The organism is bacterium (assembly GCA_016700035.1).
In the GTDB taxonomy this organism is placed as follows: domain Bacteria; phylum Patescibacteriota; class Saccharimonadia; order CAILAD01.
Genome location: CP064998.1, coordinates 802888 through 818420, shown reverse-complemented (window position 1 = coordinate 818420; position 15533 = coordinate 802888). Strand labels below are relative to the sequence as shown.

The 15533-nt window shown below is 44.5% G+C and carries 19 protein-coding genes and 1 tRNA gene; 15 read left to right on the top strand and 5 right to left on the bottom strand.

Annotation, left to right across the window (positions count from 1 at the left end):
* Positions 1-11: 11 nt before the first annotated feature.
* Positions 12-1787: an elongation factor 4 gene (lepA, locus tag IPM44_04155; GenBank protein ID QQS26878.1), complete on the top strand. Its 1776-nt coding sequence runs from the start codon at positions 12-14 to the stop codon at positions 1785-1787.
* A 64-nt stretch (positions 1788-1851) separates the two neighbouring features.
* The gene (locus IPM44_04150) at positions 1852-2052 is read left to right on the top strand and encodes a hypothetical protein (protein QQS26877.1); all 201 of its coding nucleotides are present in this window, start codon (positions 1852-1854) and stop codon (positions 2050-2052) included.
* A gap of 48 nt (positions 2053-2100) precedes the next feature.
* Here the strand turns inward: IPM44_04150 and IPM44_04145 are convergent, their stop codons facing one another.
* Both IPM44_04145 and IPM44_04140 read right to left on the bottom strand, forming a co-directional pair.
* Complete coding sequence (locus tag IPM44_04145; protein QQS26876.1) at positions 2101-2286, bottom strand: hypothetical protein; 186 nt, start codon at positions 2284-2286, stop codon at positions 2101-2103.
* 53 nt (positions 2287-2339) lie between these two features.
* Positions 2340-3056, bottom strand: coding sequence for a CHAP domain-containing protein (locus IPM44_04140; GenBank protein ID QQS26875.1), 717 nt, complete (start codon positions 3054-3056; stop codon positions 2340-2342).
* Positions 3057-3159: 103 nt separating this feature from the next.
* On the opposite strand from IPM44_04140, the gene IPM44_04135 reads away from it, so the two are divergent.
* The 8 genes from IPM44_04135 (at position 3160) to IPM44_04100 (ending at position 9669) form a co-directional block, all read left to right on the top strand.
* Positions 3160-3585: a DUF4281 domain-containing protein gene (locus IPM44_04135; GenBank protein QQS26874.1), complete on the top strand. Its 426-nt coding sequence runs from the start codon at positions 3160-3162 to the stop codon at positions 3583-3585.
* Positions 3582-4247, top strand: coding sequence for a hypothetical protein (locus IPM44_04130; GenBank protein ID QQS26873.1), 666 nt, complete (start codon positions 3582-3584; stop codon positions 4245-4247). Before IPM44_04135 ends, IPM44_04130 begins: the two co-directional genes overlap by 4 nt.
* A gap of 192 nt (positions 4248-4439) precedes the next feature.
* Complete coding sequence (locus tag IPM44_04125; protein QQS26872.1) at positions 4440-5141, top strand: transcriptional regulator; 702 nt, start codon at positions 4440-4442, stop codon at positions 5139-5141.
* Positions 5134-5697 carry a nucleotide exchange factor GrpE gene (locus IPM44_04120; GenBank protein QQS26871.1) on the top strand — a complete coding sequence of 188 codons (564 nt, stop codon included), beginning with the start codon at positions 5134-5136 and terminating at the stop codon, positions 5695-5697. The genes IPM44_04125 and IPM44_04120 overlap by 8 nt, the downstream gene beginning before the upstream one ends.
* Positions 5697-7607, top strand: a complete 1911-nt coding sequence (gene dnaK / locus IPM44_04115) for a molecular chaperone DnaK (protein QQS26870.1) — start codon at positions 5697-5699, stop codon at positions 7605-7607. Before IPM44_04120 ends, dnaK begins: the two co-directional genes overlap by 1 nt.
* A gap of 3 nt (positions 7608-7610) precedes the next feature.
* Entirely contained in the window at positions 7611-7937 is a 327-nt protein-coding gene (locus IPM44_04110; GenBank protein QQS26869.1) for a hypothetical protein, read from the top strand.
* Positions 7934-8761, top strand: a complete 828-nt coding sequence (locus IPM44_04105) for an NYN domain-containing protein (protein QQS26868.1) — start codon at positions 7934-7936, stop codon at positions 8759-8761. The genes IPM44_04110 and IPM44_04105 overlap by 4 nt, the downstream gene beginning before the upstream one ends.
* Positions 8758-9669 carry a DnaJ domain-containing protein gene (locus tag IPM44_04100; GenBank protein QQS26867.1) on the top strand — a complete coding sequence of 304 codons (912 nt, stop codon included), beginning with the start codon at positions 8758-8760 and terminating at the stop codon, positions 9667-9669. Before IPM44_04105 ends, IPM44_04100 begins: the two co-directional genes overlap by 4 nt.
* A 30-nt stretch (positions 9670-9699) precedes the next feature.
* Here the strand turns inward: IPM44_04100 and IPM44_04095 are convergent, their stop codons facing one another.
* Positions 9700-10101: a hypothetical protein gene (locus IPM44_04095; GenBank protein QQS26866.1), complete on the bottom strand. Its 402-nt coding sequence runs from the start codon at positions 10099-10101 to the stop codon at positions 9700-9702.
* A gap of 145 nt (positions 10102-10246) precedes the next feature.
* On the opposite strand from IPM44_04095, the gene IPM44_04090 reads away from it, so the two are divergent.
* The 4 genes from IPM44_04090 (at position 10247) to rimK (ending at position 14087) form a co-directional block, all read left to right on the top strand.
* Complete coding sequence (locus IPM44_04090) at positions 10247-10777, top strand: hypothetical protein (GenBank protein ID QQS26865.1); 531 nt, start codon at positions 10247-10249, stop codon at positions 10775-10777.
* An 85-nt stretch (positions 10778-10862) separates the two neighbouring features.
* The gene (locus tag IPM44_04085) at positions 10863-11804 is read left to right on the top strand and encodes a hypothetical protein (GenBank protein ID QQS26864.1); all 942 of its coding nucleotides are present in this window, start codon (positions 10863-10865) and stop codon (positions 11802-11804) included.
* The gene (locus IPM44_04080) at positions 11773-13185 is read left to right on the top strand and encodes an ATP-dependent zinc protease (protein ID QQS26863.1); all 1413 of its coding nucleotides are present in this window, start codon (positions 11773-11775) and stop codon (positions 13183-13185) included. The genes IPM44_04085 and IPM44_04080 overlap by 32 nt, the downstream gene beginning before the upstream one ends.
* Positions 13182-14087: a 30S ribosomal protein S6--L-glutamate ligase gene (rimK, locus tag IPM44_04075; protein ID QQS26862.1), complete on the top strand. Its 906-nt coding sequence runs from the start codon at positions 13182-13184 to the stop codon at positions 14085-14087. Before IPM44_04080 ends, rimK begins: the two co-directional genes overlap by 4 nt.
* A gap of 243 nt (positions 14088-14330) precedes the next feature.
* On the opposite strand, the gene IPM44_04070 is transcribed toward rimK, so the two are convergent.
* Together IPM44_04070 and IPM44_04065 are read right to left on the bottom strand one after the other, a co-directional pair.
* Complete coding sequence (locus IPM44_04070; GenBank protein ID QQS26861.1) at positions 14331-14699, bottom strand: hypothetical protein; 369 nt, start codon at positions 14697-14699, stop codon at positions 14331-14333.
* A 300-nt stretch (positions 14700-14999) separates the two neighbouring features.
* Positions 15000-15076: transfer RNA gene (locus tag IPM44_04065), tRNA-Lys, on the bottom strand.
* Positions 15077-15305: 229 nt separating this feature from the next.
* Between IPM44_04065 and IPM44_04060 the strand changes: the two genes are divergently transcribed.
* A complete protein-coding gene (locus IPM44_04060) occupies positions 15306-15485 on the top strand; it encodes a hypothetical protein (protein ID QQS26860.1) in 180 nt (59 codons plus the stop codon).
* Positions 15486-15533: the final 48 nt, after the last annotated feature.

The window sequence follows — 15533 nt, the reverse complement described above, 5'->3', positions numbered from 1 at the left end:
GGAAGTAAAAGATGTCATCACGAATCAGAAATTTTTGTATTATTGCCCATATTGATCACGGTAAATCGACTCTAGCCGATCGGCTTTTAGAGATTACTGGTGCTGTAGCGGAGCGTGATATGAAAGCTCAGCTACTCGACACGATGGAGCTGGAGCGTGAAAAGGGCATAACCATTAAGTTACAGCCGGCCCGTATGCAGTGGCAGGATCATGAGCTCAATCTTATTGATACACCTGGCCATGTTGATTTTAGTTATGAGGTGAGTCGCTCCTTAGAGGCAGTGGAGGGGGCAATTTTGGTGGTGGATGCCAGTCAGGGGATTCAGGCTCAAACTTTAGCTAACGTTTATATGGCAATTGAGGCTGGCCTAACTATTATTCCGGTTATGAATAAAATAGATTTACCAGCAGCTGAACCCGAACGGGTTGCTAAGGAGATTGGTAATCTCTTGGGGGTTGATCCAGTTAGCATTGGTAAGATTTCGGCCAAAACTGGTGAGGGTGTACCGGAATTGTTAGATCGGATTGTGGCTGAAGTACCAGCTTCAGAGGTGGATAGCGGACCAACTCGGGCCCTAATTTTTGACTCCATTTTTGATGGCTATCGTGGCGTGATTCTATACGTTCGCCTGATGAGTGGTTCAATATCAAAAAATGCTGAGATTACTCTAATGCAGTCGGGCAGCGAATCTTTAGCGCTGGAGGTTGGCCATCTCACGCCATTACGATCCGAAGATGATAGGTTGGAGTCGGGCCAAATTGGCTTTATTACGACCAATATTAAGTCGGTTCAGTTTGCACGTGTTGGTGATACGGTTACACTAACGGCTCATCCGGCGACTACACCACTGCCAGGCTATAAAAAAGTTCAGCCTCTGATTTTTGCCAGTTTTTACCCCACCAGCCAAGAGGAATATCCAAAGCTAAAAGACTCTTTAGAAAAGCTTGCCCTAAATGATGCCTCGCTTTCATTTACGGCAGAAACTTCGGCAGCTTTGGGGTTTGGTGTGCGGATTGGTTTTTTGGGTCTTTTGCACCTGGAGATCATTAAAGAGCGTTTAGAGCGAGAGTTTGACCTTGACCTTATTGTTACTAGCCCGAGTGTTAGTTATGAAGTAGAGCGCACAAATAGTGAGAAAGACATGATTGAACAGGCTAGCGCACTGCCAGATCAATCGCAAATTGCTACTATCGCGGAGCCATGGGTGCGCGGTGAAATTGTTACGCCGTCAGAGTATATCGGAGCTGTTTTGGGTCTAATTATCGAAGCTCGTGGCAAGCAGACAAAGCTCGAATATCTTGATCAAACTCGGGCAGTGGTGGGTTTTGAAGCACCATTGGCGGAGATTATTACTGACTTTTATGACGCCTTAAAGAGTCAATCATCTGGTTTTGCGTCATTAACTTATGATTGGGATCGGTACGAAGTTGGTGATTTAGTACGGGTCGATATCCTGCTCGCGGGTGAAAGAGTAGATTCTTTAGGTGCGATTGTGGCTCGCTCGAAGGCTGATAATTATGGTCGCGCGTTGTGTGAAAAGCTTAAGGATTTGATTCCGCGACAAAACTTTGAAGTTGCCGTGCAAGCTGCGATTGGTTCAAAGTTTATCGCCCGCGAGACTATTAAGGCGCTACGCAAAGATGTGACTGCAAAATTATACGGTGGTGATGTCAGTCGTAAAAAGAAGCTTCTGCAGAAGCAGAAAAAAGGCAAGGCGCGTATGAAACAAATTGGTAAGGTATCGATTCCTTCGAGTGTGTTTATGGACCTAATTAGGCGTGGATAATCTTGCTTATCCTTGACATGAAAATTCTCAAGCTAGCATAGTAGCCTTTTAAGGCGAAAAAACTATGCGTTTAAAAGTTGTATTATTGCTAGCGATTGGTTTGATGTATTACGGTTATGTGCGCGAGAATACCGATCGTGCTATGCAGGCATTTGAAGGGTGGAAGACAAGCTATCTAACTATTATCGATCAGGCTACGGCTGGAGAAATACCTAGTACGTGGCCAAATAGTAGTGCATTAGTAGAAAAAATCCCCCAACCGTAGTTAGGGGTCATGAGTGACTGTATTTATTTAAGTCGGCGCAGCAACTAGCTAGCGTTGATTTTTACGACTGTGCGAATTGAGTGGCGTGGGTGTGGCTTGAGTGTAATCCACTTCTACGTCGACTCTAGCTCGCTTAAGCCGACTTGTAGCTCGCCAATAACTCTTGGCTTCAACACCTCCTCGGTGCCAGGATTTTTTGCGTTTGTTGCCTTTGCCTTTCTGCCTGTGCCCCAATTCTCCTCCTGGTGTCTCGATTGGGTTATTGTATTATACAATAAAATATATAATTAGTAAATATATTTGAATTCAGATTCGTTGGCCCAACGATAACTTAATCGGTTCCAGCCCACATAATTATATTCCGAGACGTAAACTCGTCCAGCTTCAACTTTTTCGACATAGGCTACATGACCCCAGCGCCCAGATGTGGTTTGGGCAATAGCGCCAGGTCTGGCATTAACACCAGTCATAAATCCAGCTACTTTAGCTCGTCCTAGCCAGTCGCGGGCATTACCCCAGTTTTGCGGAATTGGTCGGCGCTTGGCTACGTAGTAAGTGCAGTGTCCGTATGCGTAGCCACTCGAAGTAAACTGCTGTGCGATCGATGGGGCGGACTCGTCTTCAGTATTGTAAGGAGGAAGTCCGGCAGAAGCTTTAGCTTCTTCAGTTGGGGCCGGTGTGGGTGATGGGTTTTGGAAAATAGTTTGAGCGGTGGCCTTAGATTTACTAACTGGCTTGTTGGTAGCTTTTGCTGTAGAGCTAGTTTGTTTGATTTCCTGACCAGATTTTAGATAACCCATAGATTTTTTTTCAAATTCTGCTTGGCTGGTTTGAAAGAAAAAGCCAAAAGCCGCAAAATAGAATAGGATCATCAAAGCTGCCTGCAGGTGTTTGATGTGAGGCTTGAAGCTAGCTATTTTTTGCCCCAATGGGGAACTAAACACCCGCACGCGTTTCTGGTGGGCAGCTAGACTGGCTCGTTGTTCATATGTTGCTACATTCATAGGTTTTCCAGGGGAATTGGCAATAATACCAGTTTATACGTAATTTTGCAAGTATTTTTGTCCGAATTCGTCAACAAAAGCTGATTATGGTAGCATGAGCAGTATGAATGCTGAGTCCATATTTATCCTTGTGAATCTAGCTACCTTACTGGGCTGGGTGCTAATTCTACTATTACCCTATGCCCGTATAACGCACAATCTTATTGATCGCATGCTACTCCCAGCCTGTATAGCGGTAATTTATATTGTATTGGTTGTTCTAGTTTTTCCACAGATTCCATTCGAAGACTATTCATTTTTGGGTCTCACAGAACTCTTTTCTGATCCTTGGGTGATGGCACTTGGTTGGACTCACTTGATGGCATTTGATTTAGTTGCCGCATCCTGGATGAAGCAAGATGCTCATAAGCATAAGATTCGCCATAGAGTTATGTTGGCACCATATTTATTAACATTATTTTTCGGCCCGACCGGCTTACTTGTATACCTAATATTCAGGTCCAATAAACAGAGTAAACGAAAAAAATGAAAGACAAATCAAGGCTAGTGGTGTTGGTGCTGGTAGTTTTGAGTCTATGTATTGTTGGCGGGGCAATATATTTTGTGTATAAACCACAGATTAGTAGTGTGAATGTGGCACCCAGCGTAAGTCCAATAACTTCTGGGTCTGCCATGGTGGCGCCAACACGTGCTCCTGAAGAGTTAACAGAACTAACAGAATATATTTATCAGTCGAGCCAAACCAGCATCATGCATCATCCGGAGTGGAAGGTGAATAGCTTTAATGCGGGTGGAGTAGGGCAGGCTAGCATGATTCAAGAACCAAGTACTGGCGGGGGTGTCTATTCTATTACATTGAGTGAAAAATCCTTAACTACGCGGAATATTGTGGTTGAATCACGTGATATCAATTTAGATAATGGTCAATCAGCAAAATTGCTATTTACAAGAGCGCCAGGTACGGTAGGAGAAAATGTAACCGATATTTTGCTAGCTAGCAAAGAGATTGCTGTTGCAGATGTGGCTGATAGCACTAGTTTGGATGGGGTGGGAACAAAGCCAATTTTTGTAACAATTAACCTTTTGGCTCCAGGTGTACGGAGTAATCCAGGTCGACCAATTGGGGATTTTACTGGCGCTAGATATGAACAAGTTATTCGAACACTAAAAACTTTTAAAAAGGTTAATTAGCACTCTTGACATGCGAGTGCCAACAAGACTAATATAGAAGTACTAGCACTCTAATGTTGCTAGTGCTAATGTGGGTGCAGCAGCGGACAGATTGGCTTTTAAGGAGTAAAAACCTCTTAGCTACCTTCTGACAACAGCTTATTTGGTGTATTACATCTTAAAATTTACAATCTGTCCTAGCCCAAACTTACTATGATAACCAAACGTCAAGCCGCAGTTTTAATGGAGATTGTTCGCCAGTATTCAGCCAGTGCCGAGCCGGTGAGCTCTCATGCCTTGTGTGAGGTTTTCGATGTTAGCTCAGCTACAATTCGGGCTGAAATGGTAGCCTTAGAGCGCGCTGACTATATTTATCAGCCCCACATTTCAGCTGGTCGCGTACCAACTGATAAAGGTTATCGTTATTACGTTAATCACCTGTCTGCTGACGCGCCCAAGGAGCGCACTGTTCAGACAGTTGAGAAGCGAGTCGCATCATTAAAAGATAGGGCTGATCGGGCAATTAAGATTGCCACTGAGACCTTGTCAGACATGACCGGCAATATGGCCTTTGCTACTTTATCGGATACAGTTTACTATCATGGCTTACATCAGCTATTCTCGCAGCCCGAATTTGCCCTGCAATTACGAGCCGCCGCCGCCGCCCGATATCTGGATGCTCTCTCAGAGTGGCTCTTAGCAACTGGCTTTCAGGACGATTTAGGGGTATTTATTGGCCAGGAGAACCCATTTGCTCGCACCAGTGGGATGGCAATGGTGGTAGCGCGCTTTGAAAGCCCATACTCAGCCAGTAGCTACATTGGCGTGGTTGGGCCAACTCGCCAGGATTATCCTAAGGTAACAAGTTTAGTAACATTGACAGGAACAACATTGGAGGAAGTATTAAATGCCTAAAATTCCCAAACCAGCACCCAAGATTAAAAAGGTTAAGCCCGATAAGGTAGCTGAATTGACTGCCGACTTACAGCGCGTCCAGGCAGATTTTGAAAATTATAAAAAGCGCGTTGCCACCGAGCGAGGAGAGCTGATGAATGCGGCAAAGCTTTCGGTATTATCAGATCTTTTACCAGCTTTAGATAACTTTGATCGAGCCGCTACGCACTTGCCAGACCACTTACAGAATGATCCTTGGGCACAGGGGATGAGCTATGTTGGTACTCAATTGGAGCAAATTTTAGATGAAATGGGCGTACAAAAGTTCGACCCCACCGGTCAGCAGTTCGACCCAACAGAACATGAGGCAATAGAATATGTTGAGTCGGAAAAACCCGAGGGAATCATTATAGAAACCACTCTGCCAGGCTATATGGTTGCCGAGAAAGTGGTGCGACCAGCCACGGTGCGTGTCAGCTCTGGTCAAGATAATTACACCGAGGATGCCAAGAGCCCACCTGGTGAGAAGTTAACGCAAGAAGCTAACGATACTACTATGAAAGAAGGAGAAAAATAATGAGTAAGATAATTGGAATCGATCTAGGAACAACTAACTCGGCAATGGCCGTTATGGAGGCTAGCGACCCGACTGTTATTACAAACATCGAAGGTGCGCGTACCACGCCATCGGTTGTGGCAGTTAATAAGAATGGTGAGCGATTGGTCGGCCAGGTGGCTAAGCGACAGGCAGTGATGAATCCTGATAATACGATTTTTTCTGTTAAGCGATTGATTGGACGCACGATTGATGACGCTGAAATTAAGCGTGATATGGAGTTGATGCCTTATAAAATCGTTAAAGCCGATGGGCATGTAAAAGTGGCGATGGGGGATAAAGATTACACTCCGGAAGAAGTTTCGGCGATGATTCTCGCAAAGCTTAAAGCCGATGCTGAAAAGTATTTGGGCCAGCCCGTAACCGAAGCAGTAATTACTGTTCCGGCCTACTTTAACGACGCCCAACGCCAAGCTACTAAAGACGCCGGTAAAATTGCTGGACTGGAAGTAAAACGCATTATTAACGAGCCAACTGCCGCTGCCTTAGCTTACGGCCTGGATAAGAAGAAAGAAGAGAAGATCGTTGTTTATGACCTAGGTGGTGGAACATTTGACGTATCGGTTTTAGAGCTTGGCGATGGTGTATTTGAGGTGAAATCGACCAATGGTGATACACACCTTGGTGGTGATGACTTCGATAATACGATTATTAGTTGGTTGGTGGAGGAGTTTAAGAAAGATCAGGGGATTGATCTAAAATCTGATAAAGCAGCCATGCAGCGACTAAAAGAAGCTGCTGAGAAAGCTAAGATAGAGCTGTCCACCACTCAGGAATCAGAAATTAATATTCCATTTATTACGGCTGATGCGTCTGGGCCAAAGCACATGAATCTTACGTTAACGCGTGCCAAGCTAGAGGAGTTGGTGGGTGAGCTGGTAGAAAATTCTCTAAAGCCATGTGCGGCTGCTCTAAAAGATGCTGGCCTCAAAAAAGAAGATATCAACGAAATAATTTTGGTTGGCGGTATGACCCGTATGCCATTGGTGCAGAAAAAAGTTGAAGAGTTCTTCGCTAAGAAGCCACTTCAGGGCGTGAATCCTGATGAAGTTGTGGCTATCGGTGCGGCTATTCAGGGTGGCGTACTCGGTGGCGACGTGAAAGACGTACTCCTTCTGGACGTAACTCCACTTTCGCTCGGAATCGAAACCATGGGTGGGGTTATGACTCGCTTGATTGATCGCAATACCACCATTCCAACCAGTAAAACTCAGGTTTTCTCCACCGCTAGCGATAACCAAAACTCAGTTGAGGTAGTGGTTTTGCAAGGTGAGCGTGAGATGGCAACTGATAACAAGGTTCTTGGACGCTTTATTTTAGATGGAATTCCGCCAGCTCCACGCGGAGTGCCACAGATTGAGGTAACTTATTCGATTGATGCTAATGGTATCGTGTCGGTCAGTGCGAAAGATAAGGCGACGGGTAAGGAGCAGAATATAACCATTCAGAATTCAGCTAACTTATCGGATGATGAGATTAAGAAAATGCAAGCTGATGCCGAAACTCATGCCGAAGAAGATAAGAAAAAGAAGGAATCTGTGGAAGTTCGCAACCAGGCCGACACAATGGTTTATACAGCCGAAAAAGCCTTAAAAGATGCCGAAGGCAAGGTGGACGACGAAACCAAGAAAACTGTGGAAGAAGCTGTAAAAGCCCTCAAGGATAAGCTTGGTGAGTCTGATTCGGATATTGAAGAATTGAAAAAGCTCACTTCAGACCTCTCTGACAAACTCACTAAAGTTGGTGAGGCGATGTACAAACAAGAGGAAGAAGCAGGATCTGAAGCAACTGAGGCTGACAAAGACGCCAAAAAAGCGGATGATAAGTCTGATGACGCTGAAGAAGGCGAAATCGTCGACGAGAAGAAATAGCTTTTGAAATCTCTTACTGCACTAACCATTGCGATAGTATTACTCCTCACGGCGGGGTATTTTGCCACCACCACCGTGAGTGAGAAGCTGTCGCAAGAGTGCGCTCGTGGCGAAGAAGTGAACTCGTACCAAAATAGCTGGGAAGATGTGTATTTCTTCTGGCAGTGGTGGCCAAATCGCGATGAGGGGAAGGGGTTTATTGCTTGCGTGGGTCCAGCGACATACTTGCGCTATCATCCGTATGATATGGCGGTACTAGCTTTTGTTGGTGCTGGTGTAGCTGGCTGGATCGGCTTAAAAGATCAACCAAAGGATAAGAAAAAATCATGAAAACAATCTTTTTTATTGATGGTGAAAACTTTGTCTACCAACTACGTGATTCGCTGGCGTCACGCAAGCTAATCCGCTATCGCGATGAGCTTTCTCGTGTAAATATTCGCAAGTTATTTGAAAATATCTTGCAAGATCCAAGCATTCGTACTGCAAGTATTAGCTATTATGCCTCAAAAATTCATATCATTGATAAAACACCAGAACTAAAGGAGCGCACCGAGCGCTATGCTGCTGATGCTGAAGCGTGGCGTAAAGTACTGGAATCGCAAAAAGTAGATTACATCGAAGCTGGGCATCTTTTGGTGCGCGATGGCAAACCCTGCGTAGAATGTGGTCATCGCGAGCCGGTGCTTGTGGAGAAGGGTGTGGATGTCACTATTGCAACCGATATGATTCGAGCTTCTGGTGATAATGTTCGGCTTGTTTTGCTTTCCTCTGATGGTGATCTAATGCCGGCAGTATTAGAGTCGAAAAGACGTGGTGCTGAGCTGGTATACATTGGTTTTCGTGGTGTGAGTAATGCTGCCTTGGCCCGTACGGCTGATAAGCGCTATACTATTACTTCTAGGCACGCGGCAGAAGTGTTAGCCCCAGCACCTAAAAAAGCCAAGCCAGCCGAGCAGAAGATTAACCACCCAGAACAGAGCAAGCCCCATGCAGAGCACCATCATAGATCGCAATCTAGCGCACCATCAGTTTTTACAGGCTCTCGGCTGGCTAGCATGTTGCCAACCATGGTGGTGCCACAACCAGAAAAGCCAGCTATTGAACCAGCGCGTAAACCCACTAAAAAACCTAAAAAGCGTGAGGATAAAAAATGACTAGCAAACGTGATTATTATGATATTTTGGGTGTCCAAAAAGGAGCTAGCCAAGATGATATAAAGAAGGCATTTAAGAAAGCTGCCCTCAAGTATCATCCAGACCGTGAGGGTGGTGATGAGAAGAAGTTTAAGGAAGCAGGAGAAGCTTACGAAGTTCTCTCGGATGAACAGAAGCGGGCAGCTTACGACCAGTTTGGCCATTCAGCTGGTGCCGCCAACGCTGGTGGACCAGGAGGCAACCCCTTTGCTGGAGGTAATCCGTTTGGCGGAGGATTTGATGGTGTGCAGTTCGATTTCTCGGGGGCTGGTGGCTTTGGTGATATTTTTTCTGAAATTTTTGGTGGTATGCGCAATCGACCACGAGATGTGCAAGTGGCGTTAGCGATTGATTTTGATGAGGCGGTAAAAGGCACCACACGAGAGCTAAATTTGCGCGTCATGGATCGAACGACAGGTGAGCGAAAGAGCGAGACGGTTAAAGTAAAAATACCGGCCGGTATTGATAATGGCCAATCAATTCGTATGGCTGGCAAAGGGGAGCATGGGCAGGGTGGATCACGCGGTGATCTGTATGTTGAAATTCATGTGCGTGAGCCTAAAGGCTTTGAGAGGCACGGCGCTAGTCTGGTGTCGCGAGTAAAGATTGATATGGTCGATGCGGCGCTGGGTACGGAGATAGATATAAAAACGTTGGAAGGTGAAATTACAATTAAAGTTCCAGCTGGCACTCAACCTGGTAAAACCCTTAAACTAACCGGAAAAGGTATGCCAATTCCTGGTACTCATCGACATGGCGATCATTTGGTAGAGGTGTTAGTTGAAATACCTCATAAGCTTTCTCATAAGCAGAAGCAGGCTTTGGAAGAATATCGAAAAGCTTCTAAGAAAAAAGGCTTTTTCAAATAAAAGAGTCTTTCTGCGTGAGGTGCAAAAAGACTAGAAAATATCTGGCCATAGGCCTTCTGGTGCGAGTGGTGCGAAATAGACATCACGATTGAGCGCATAGCGGACAGCTTCTGTTGCATCGGCTAAGAATTGTGTACGGAAAAATCCATTGACCCGCATGAGCTTGGCGTATTCTGGTCTGAGCACCAGTTTAAAGCCAGCAGGCTCGTAGTCAAAATCTTTGTAAAAAGACATCGCGATGCAGTACTGGATGAGCCTGGGTATTACCAGATGTGGGTCTTCAATAGCTGTAATACCAAACTCTTTTGATAGAGTGAAGATAATTTGCGCCTGGGAGTCCGAGCAAACTATCTGGTAGTAGTAGCTCACCGGGTGCTTAATTTCGGCATCTGAGTCTTCTTCTAATTCCAAGTCTGGCATAAAATCAGACATCTTAAAGACCTCTCTCGGCTGGTAGGTGCAGTGTTTACCTGTGGCTAGTACCAGATAGTATCAGTCTGGAAAATTAAAAGCAAGCAATGATTTAAAGATTAGCCAGTTTCTTTGCTTGTTTGGGGAGGTGTATAATCTTAAGCATATGCAGTTTGGACCACTTAATATTGATGGAAATATTTACGTTTTTGCTGTTATTGGTATATTTTTTTTACTGGCTTTTATATTTGGTGAAGGCCGGCTTAAGCGAATTGCCACGGCCCTTTTAGCGGGTTTTTTTGTGGCCGATCAGCTAGGTGGTTTTTTAGCTCGCCAGCTCGATTCGTCCATTAATGGTCCGATTGATGCAGCTTTTGTGCAGTTAGTAGTATTGTTGGTCGTGACGGTTGGCTTATCGCTTGGAAAAACGCCTTCAGTGGGGGGGCGATTTGGCTTGCGAAGTTTTGTACTGGCGTTTTTAACTGCCGCCACCCTAATTGGTTATACGCAGAGTTATTTGGCGCATGATATATCAACTAAAGTGCTGGAAGAATATAATCTCATTGCTCTAGCGGCTGAAAACCGATTGTGGCTACTCACTGCAATGACTGGCTGGCTTATCTTAATTACGGTCTGGAAGCGAAAAACAAAAGAAGATGATGATAAAAAAGGTAAAAAGGGCAAGAAAAAGAAATAGTATTCCTGGCTCAATTAGGGCTATTTAATCTGGACAATAGTATAAAAATATAGTATAATTATGGTCTTCTAAAGTTACTATAAGCATGACTACAAAAAAGCCCTATAAAGTACTAATTCTTTATAGCTTTAGGAGCCACAAAACTGGCTACTACAAGCTATTATTTAACCCGTTAGCCGAACGAGCGGGTGACTTTGGCATGCAACTTTTTCAAGGTTCCTTGAAAGATTTACAGATTTGCTTTAAAAACAATAGCTTAAAAATTATTGAATCAATGACTGGTATGGATTTGGCGGAGTTTGATTTGGTGTATTTTGAGCTATTTCACAAGCGTCAGCAGCAGGCTTTGGTAGCAGCTAAATATCTAGATTATTGTCAAATCTCATATTTTACTCCAGAAGTTGGGCGATTCACACCACTGTCTAAAATTGGTCAGCAGGCCCTCATGGTAAACCAAAATTTGCCACTGCCGGATGGTATTTCAACTTCGGCCCGTGAGTTGCGCAAGCTTTTTAGGAAAAACCCACCATATTCGTATCCTTTTATACTAAAAAGTATTCAGGATTTTGGTGGTAATAACAATTTCTTAATCCACAGCTACGCTGAACTCAAAGCCAAACTCGCTGAACACTCTAGCGTGACATTCATTGCACAGCCATTTATTGCCAATGAGTTTGATTATCGAGTACTTATATTAGGTGGAGAGATCAAGCTGGTGATGAAGCGAGCTAGGATTGCTGAAGATACGCATTTAAATAATACCTCGCAAAATGCCGAAGCTAGTATTTTTGACGCATCTGTTCTAACCCCGAAGCAACGCGAGGATAGCCTGAAGGCGGCTCGCTTGGTTGGTCGAGAGCAGTTTTGTGGGTTAGATTTATTGATTAATAAAAATACCGGTGAGCATATTATTTTAGAAATTAATGAGGCCCCAGCCATTCAGTTGGGTGCTGACCCCGAACAAAAAATGCAGGTGCTACTTGAGTACATGCAACGTGCAGCAGAAGAAGGAGCTCAACGTGGTTAAGCCAGCCCTCAATAATCCGAAGATCTTGTTTATCTTTACGCGGGAAGCTAGCCTAACATCAACTCGTGGCGCTGGTTTTATTACGCGTTTAAAAAAATATGGTAATTTTGATTTCGCTGAAGCCGAGGTGATGGCACTTGAAGATCTGGTCTTTGTGGTTGATAAACGTAAGGCATTGGTATTCGATTGGCAAACCAAAAAAGATCCAGCTAGCTATGACTTTGTTTATTTTAAGGCCTGGGAGAGTATGCCGGATGTAGCTGCCGCACTGGCAATTTATTTACGCGCTAAGGGTGTGCCGTTTATCGATGAGGCGGTTGAGCAGAAGGGGGCTGCCAATAAGCTAGTAACTACGCTGAAGTTGTGGTCGGAGCGGATACCGGTGGTGCGAACGGTTTATGCGCCAGCTAAACATATTCAAGCTGTACTGAAGAGTGAGTGGGTGAGTTATCCAGCAATTATTAAGTCTACAATCGGGCAAAAAGGACGGGATAATCACTTAATCAAGACTGCACAAGCGGGGCGTACTCTAACCCAAGGTAGTGCAGTAGATTGGCTTATTCAAGATTATGTTGCTAATGATGGCGATTGGCGTGTGCAAGTTTATGGTGGCGAGCCGGGTATGGTGATTCATCGTGTGGGTGATGGTAAAAGTCATCTAAATAACACCTCAGCTGGCGGATCAGCCCAGCTTGTTGCGCATAACAAAGTGTCGTCTAGAATGCTAGAATTAGCTACTCGTTCTGCGCAGGTGATGAATTTATCAGTGGCCGGTGTGGATGTAATTCTTGATAAGAATACCGGGCGCAAGGCAATCTTGGAGGTCAATCAGGGTTCACAAATTGTAACCGGTGCCTATATTGAAGAAAATATTCCTGGTTTTGTTAACTATTTGCGCCGAACGGTGGCAAAGCGCTATCATCGCCAGGCATCAGCTAGTCTGCCTAAAAAAGTTATTGGTAGAATTGAGGTGGTTGGCCTGCCAGAATTTGGTATTACGGGTGTATCTGCTAAGACAGATACTGGCGCATATAGTGGTGCCTTACACGCTGAGGGTATTCATATTAAGCACACCAAGCGGGGTGATGAGCTACACTTTCGTGTACCGCATTTTGTGGATGGCCGAACCCATTCGGAGGATTTTGTGGAGTGCGTGAGTCGTGATTTTGAGACGGTGCAGGTAAAAAGTTCAACTGGACAGTGGCAAGATCGCTATAAGATACGTACAATTGTACGTATCCAAGGCCGGGATCATCAAACTCAGTTTACTCTGACAAATCGCCAGAGTCAGAAGGTACCGATGCTTCTGGGACGCAAATTACTGCGTGGAAATTATTTAGTTAATGTTGAATTATCCCGAGGGGAGATTACCAAATCATGAAAATTGCTATTTTATCAGCCGGTAGAAAAAATTACTCAACCCGTCGCTTAGTGGAGGCCGCAAATGCCAAGGGTCATACACCGGTGGTGGTTGATTACACCAAGGCCTACATGGCAATTGAGAGTCGCAACCCTTCGGTACACTGGGAGGGTCGCTCGGTAGATGAGGTGGAGGCGGTGGTTCCACGTATTGCCGCCCGTTACACCAACTATGGAGCGGCTGTATTGCGCCAGTTTGAGATGATGCGAGCCTATACCGCCACGAGCTCACTGGCCCTGGTGCGCTCGCGTGATAAGTTGCGTTCCATGCAACTCTTGGCTCGCGCTGGTGTGGGTATTCCAAAAACTGTTTTTGCTTCTCAAACATCGGATGCCGCAGAGCTTCTAGAGCTGGTTGGTGGTGCGCCAGTGGTAGTAAAGCTTTTAGAATCTACGCAAGGTAAAGGTGTGGTGCTAGCAGAAACTAAAAAAGCTGCTAAGTCGGTAATTGAAGCCTTTAACTCGATCAATGCCAACTTTATTTTGCAAGAATTTATTGAAGAAGCTGATGGTGCAGATATCCGAGTGATTGTAGTGGGCGATAAGATTGTTGGTGCGATGATGCGCAAGGGCCAGGAAGGTGAGTTTCGGTCAAATTTGCACCGCGGTGGCGAGTCAACGCCAGTTGAGCTCTCTAAAAAAGAGCAAAATGTTGCCCTCAAGGCTGCCTCAACACTGGGTCTTTCGATTGCTGGAGTAGATCTTATTCGGTCTCGGCGTGGGCCATTAGTGCTAGAGGTAAATAGCTCACCAGGTTTGGAAGGGATTGAGGCTCAGACGGGTGAGGACATTGCCTCTAAAATGATAGATTTTGTGGTGGAGCGCGCCAAAGGCAAGCGTCGTCGCGATAAAATTGGCGCGTAACAATTAGAATATTAGTTATTTTACTTAATTATTCTTCTATACCACTCACGCTATAATCATGCTTAGTAAGCTTGTCACTAGATACTAAAAAACATCTAGTTCAGCTAAGTATTATATTTGCGGTACTTAGCTTTGGGCTTTTTGCAATATTTACCGACTCTCACAAAGTGTATGCTCAAGACAACAACTTTGCAGACGGTATAACAGTAGACTCCAAACTATCTCAGAATCCTATATTGCTACTCATCCAAGCTTAATAAAGATTTTATATGCAAGCTTATGAATAATAGTTACGCATAAAACTACCAGTAATATTCCGAAGAAACCATTGATTTTTATATAGTTACCAAATAAAAAGTCTAGTACCCAAATGAAGATAAACTTAGACAAGAACATTACAAGCCACACGCAAAAGAACATGAGCATACGATACAAACTTCCTGTGCGGTCTTTCAGCCAGGCTATAATAAGATCTTTTACTTGAAACGCCAGATAGGTAAGTATTTCTAGCACAATACTAGCAAAGAATATCGTTGAAAAACTCTTTACATAAACAACGTCAGTATAGTCACTAAAAAAACCAAGCACTGTTATATAAACGAGCGTACCCACAAATACCTCTTGAAACAAAAGCTGTTTTGAACTGAATTTTTTAGTCTTGGACACCATGGCCTAATGATAACAAAAAAAGAGCCGTAGCGGCTCTTTAGTTACAGTATTCCTGCTGGGGGGTAATAAGGTCAAACTGGAGGGCCCACTGGGATAGCGGCGCAAGCGTCTTTTTTGCCGCAGTCATGCTCGGAGCAAGCCCCTGCGCGTGTCTTTGCTACGCCGAACCCAGCTCTTTGGGCTACTGGATTCAAATCAAAGAATTTTCCAATTAAAAACCACCCATGAAGGGTGGCCTTTAATTGGAGGGCCCACTGGGATTCGAACCCAGGACGCACAGCTTAAAAGGCTGTCGCTCTAACCAACTGAGCTATGGGCCCACGCCAGAAGTTACTTCGATTACACTACTTACAGCGAGCTACACCACGTATCTTCTTTATAAAAAAGTAAGTAGCTTTATATTAACTTACTCATTATAAAGCATAAGGATTTACATCAAGTACTTGGCTTGTAAATTTGAGTAAATAACTTACTTATTTAACCTGAAAAATCACTAAAAGTCAATCTGTAGAGGCTAATTTATACCACTCATGCTAAAATATAAAAGACATGCACCCATACCGTCGCATTCCAGCTTGGTTGTTTTGGCCACTTGCCATACTTGTAATTGTAGCGTGGCTTTTTCTGATGGCGTGGTTAGCTTTAAGATTTTTTGGCGGAACAGATGTGGGGGTTAATCCACTCGAAGCTATCCCACGCTTGCTTAGGGCGACAAACGGCGATCTCTAAAACTGCTCCAAGCTTGGCTTGGGCTCAGCAACGGCGTACGATAGCCAA

Bases quoted from the DNA above. Each gene is read 5' to 3' on its own strand.
- IPM44_04130 (QQS26873.1), top strand. From the start codon at position 3,582: ATGAAAGACAAATCAAGGCTAGTGGTGTTGGTGCTGGTAGTTTTGAGT.
- IPM44_04125 (QQS26872.1), top strand. From the start codon at position 4,440: ATGATAACCAAACGTCAAGCCGCAGTTTTAATGGAGATTGTTCGCCAG.
- rimK (QQS26862.1), top strand. From the start codon at position 13,182: ATGAAAATTGCTATTTTATCAGCCGGTAGAAAAAATTACTCAACCCGT.
- IPM44_04105 (QQS26868.1), top strand. From the start codon at position 7,934: ATGAAAACAATCTTTTTTATTGATGGTGAAAACTTTGTCTACCAACTA.
- IPM44_04095 (QQS26866.1), bottom strand. From the start codon at position 10,101: ATGTCTGATTTTATGCCAGACTTGGAATTAGAAGAAGACTCAGATGCC.
- dnaK (QQS26870.1), top strand. From the start codon at position 5,697: ATGAGTAAGATAATTGGAATCGATCTAGGAACAACTAACTCGGCAATG.
- IPM44_04100 (QQS26867.1), top strand. From the start codon at position 8,758: ATGACTAGCAAACGTGATTATTATGATATTTTGGGTGTCCAAAAAGGA.
- lepA (QQS26878.1), top strand. From the start codon at position 12: ATGTCATCACGAATCAGAAATTTTTGTATTATTGCCCATATTGATCAC.
- IPM44_04060 (QQS26860.1), top strand. From the start codon at position 15,306: ATGCACCCATACCGTCGCATTCCAGCTTGGTTGTTTTGGCCACTTGCC.
- IPM44_04120 (QQS26871.1), top strand. From the start codon at position 5,134: ATGCCTAAAATTCCCAAACCAGCACCCAAGATTAAAAAGGTTAAGCCC.
- IPM44_04085 (QQS26864.1), top strand. From the start codon at position 10,863: ATGACTACAAAAAAGCCCTATAAAGTACTAATTCTTTATAGCTTTAGG.
- IPM44_04135 (QQS26874.1), top strand. From the start codon at position 3,160: ATGAATGCTGAGTCCATATTTATCCTTGTGAATCTAGCTACCTTACTG.
- IPM44_04140 (QQS26875.1), bottom strand. From the start codon at position 3,056: ATGAATGTAGCAACATATGAACAACGAGCCAGTCTAGCTGCCCACCAG.
- IPM44_04090 (QQS26865.1), top strand. From the start codon at position 10,247: ATGCAGTTTGGACCACTTAATATTGATGGAAATATTTACGTTTTTGCT.
- IPM44_04150 (QQS26877.1), top strand. From the start codon at position 1,852: ATGCGTTTAAAAGTTGTATTATTGCTAGCGATTGGTTTGATGTATTAC.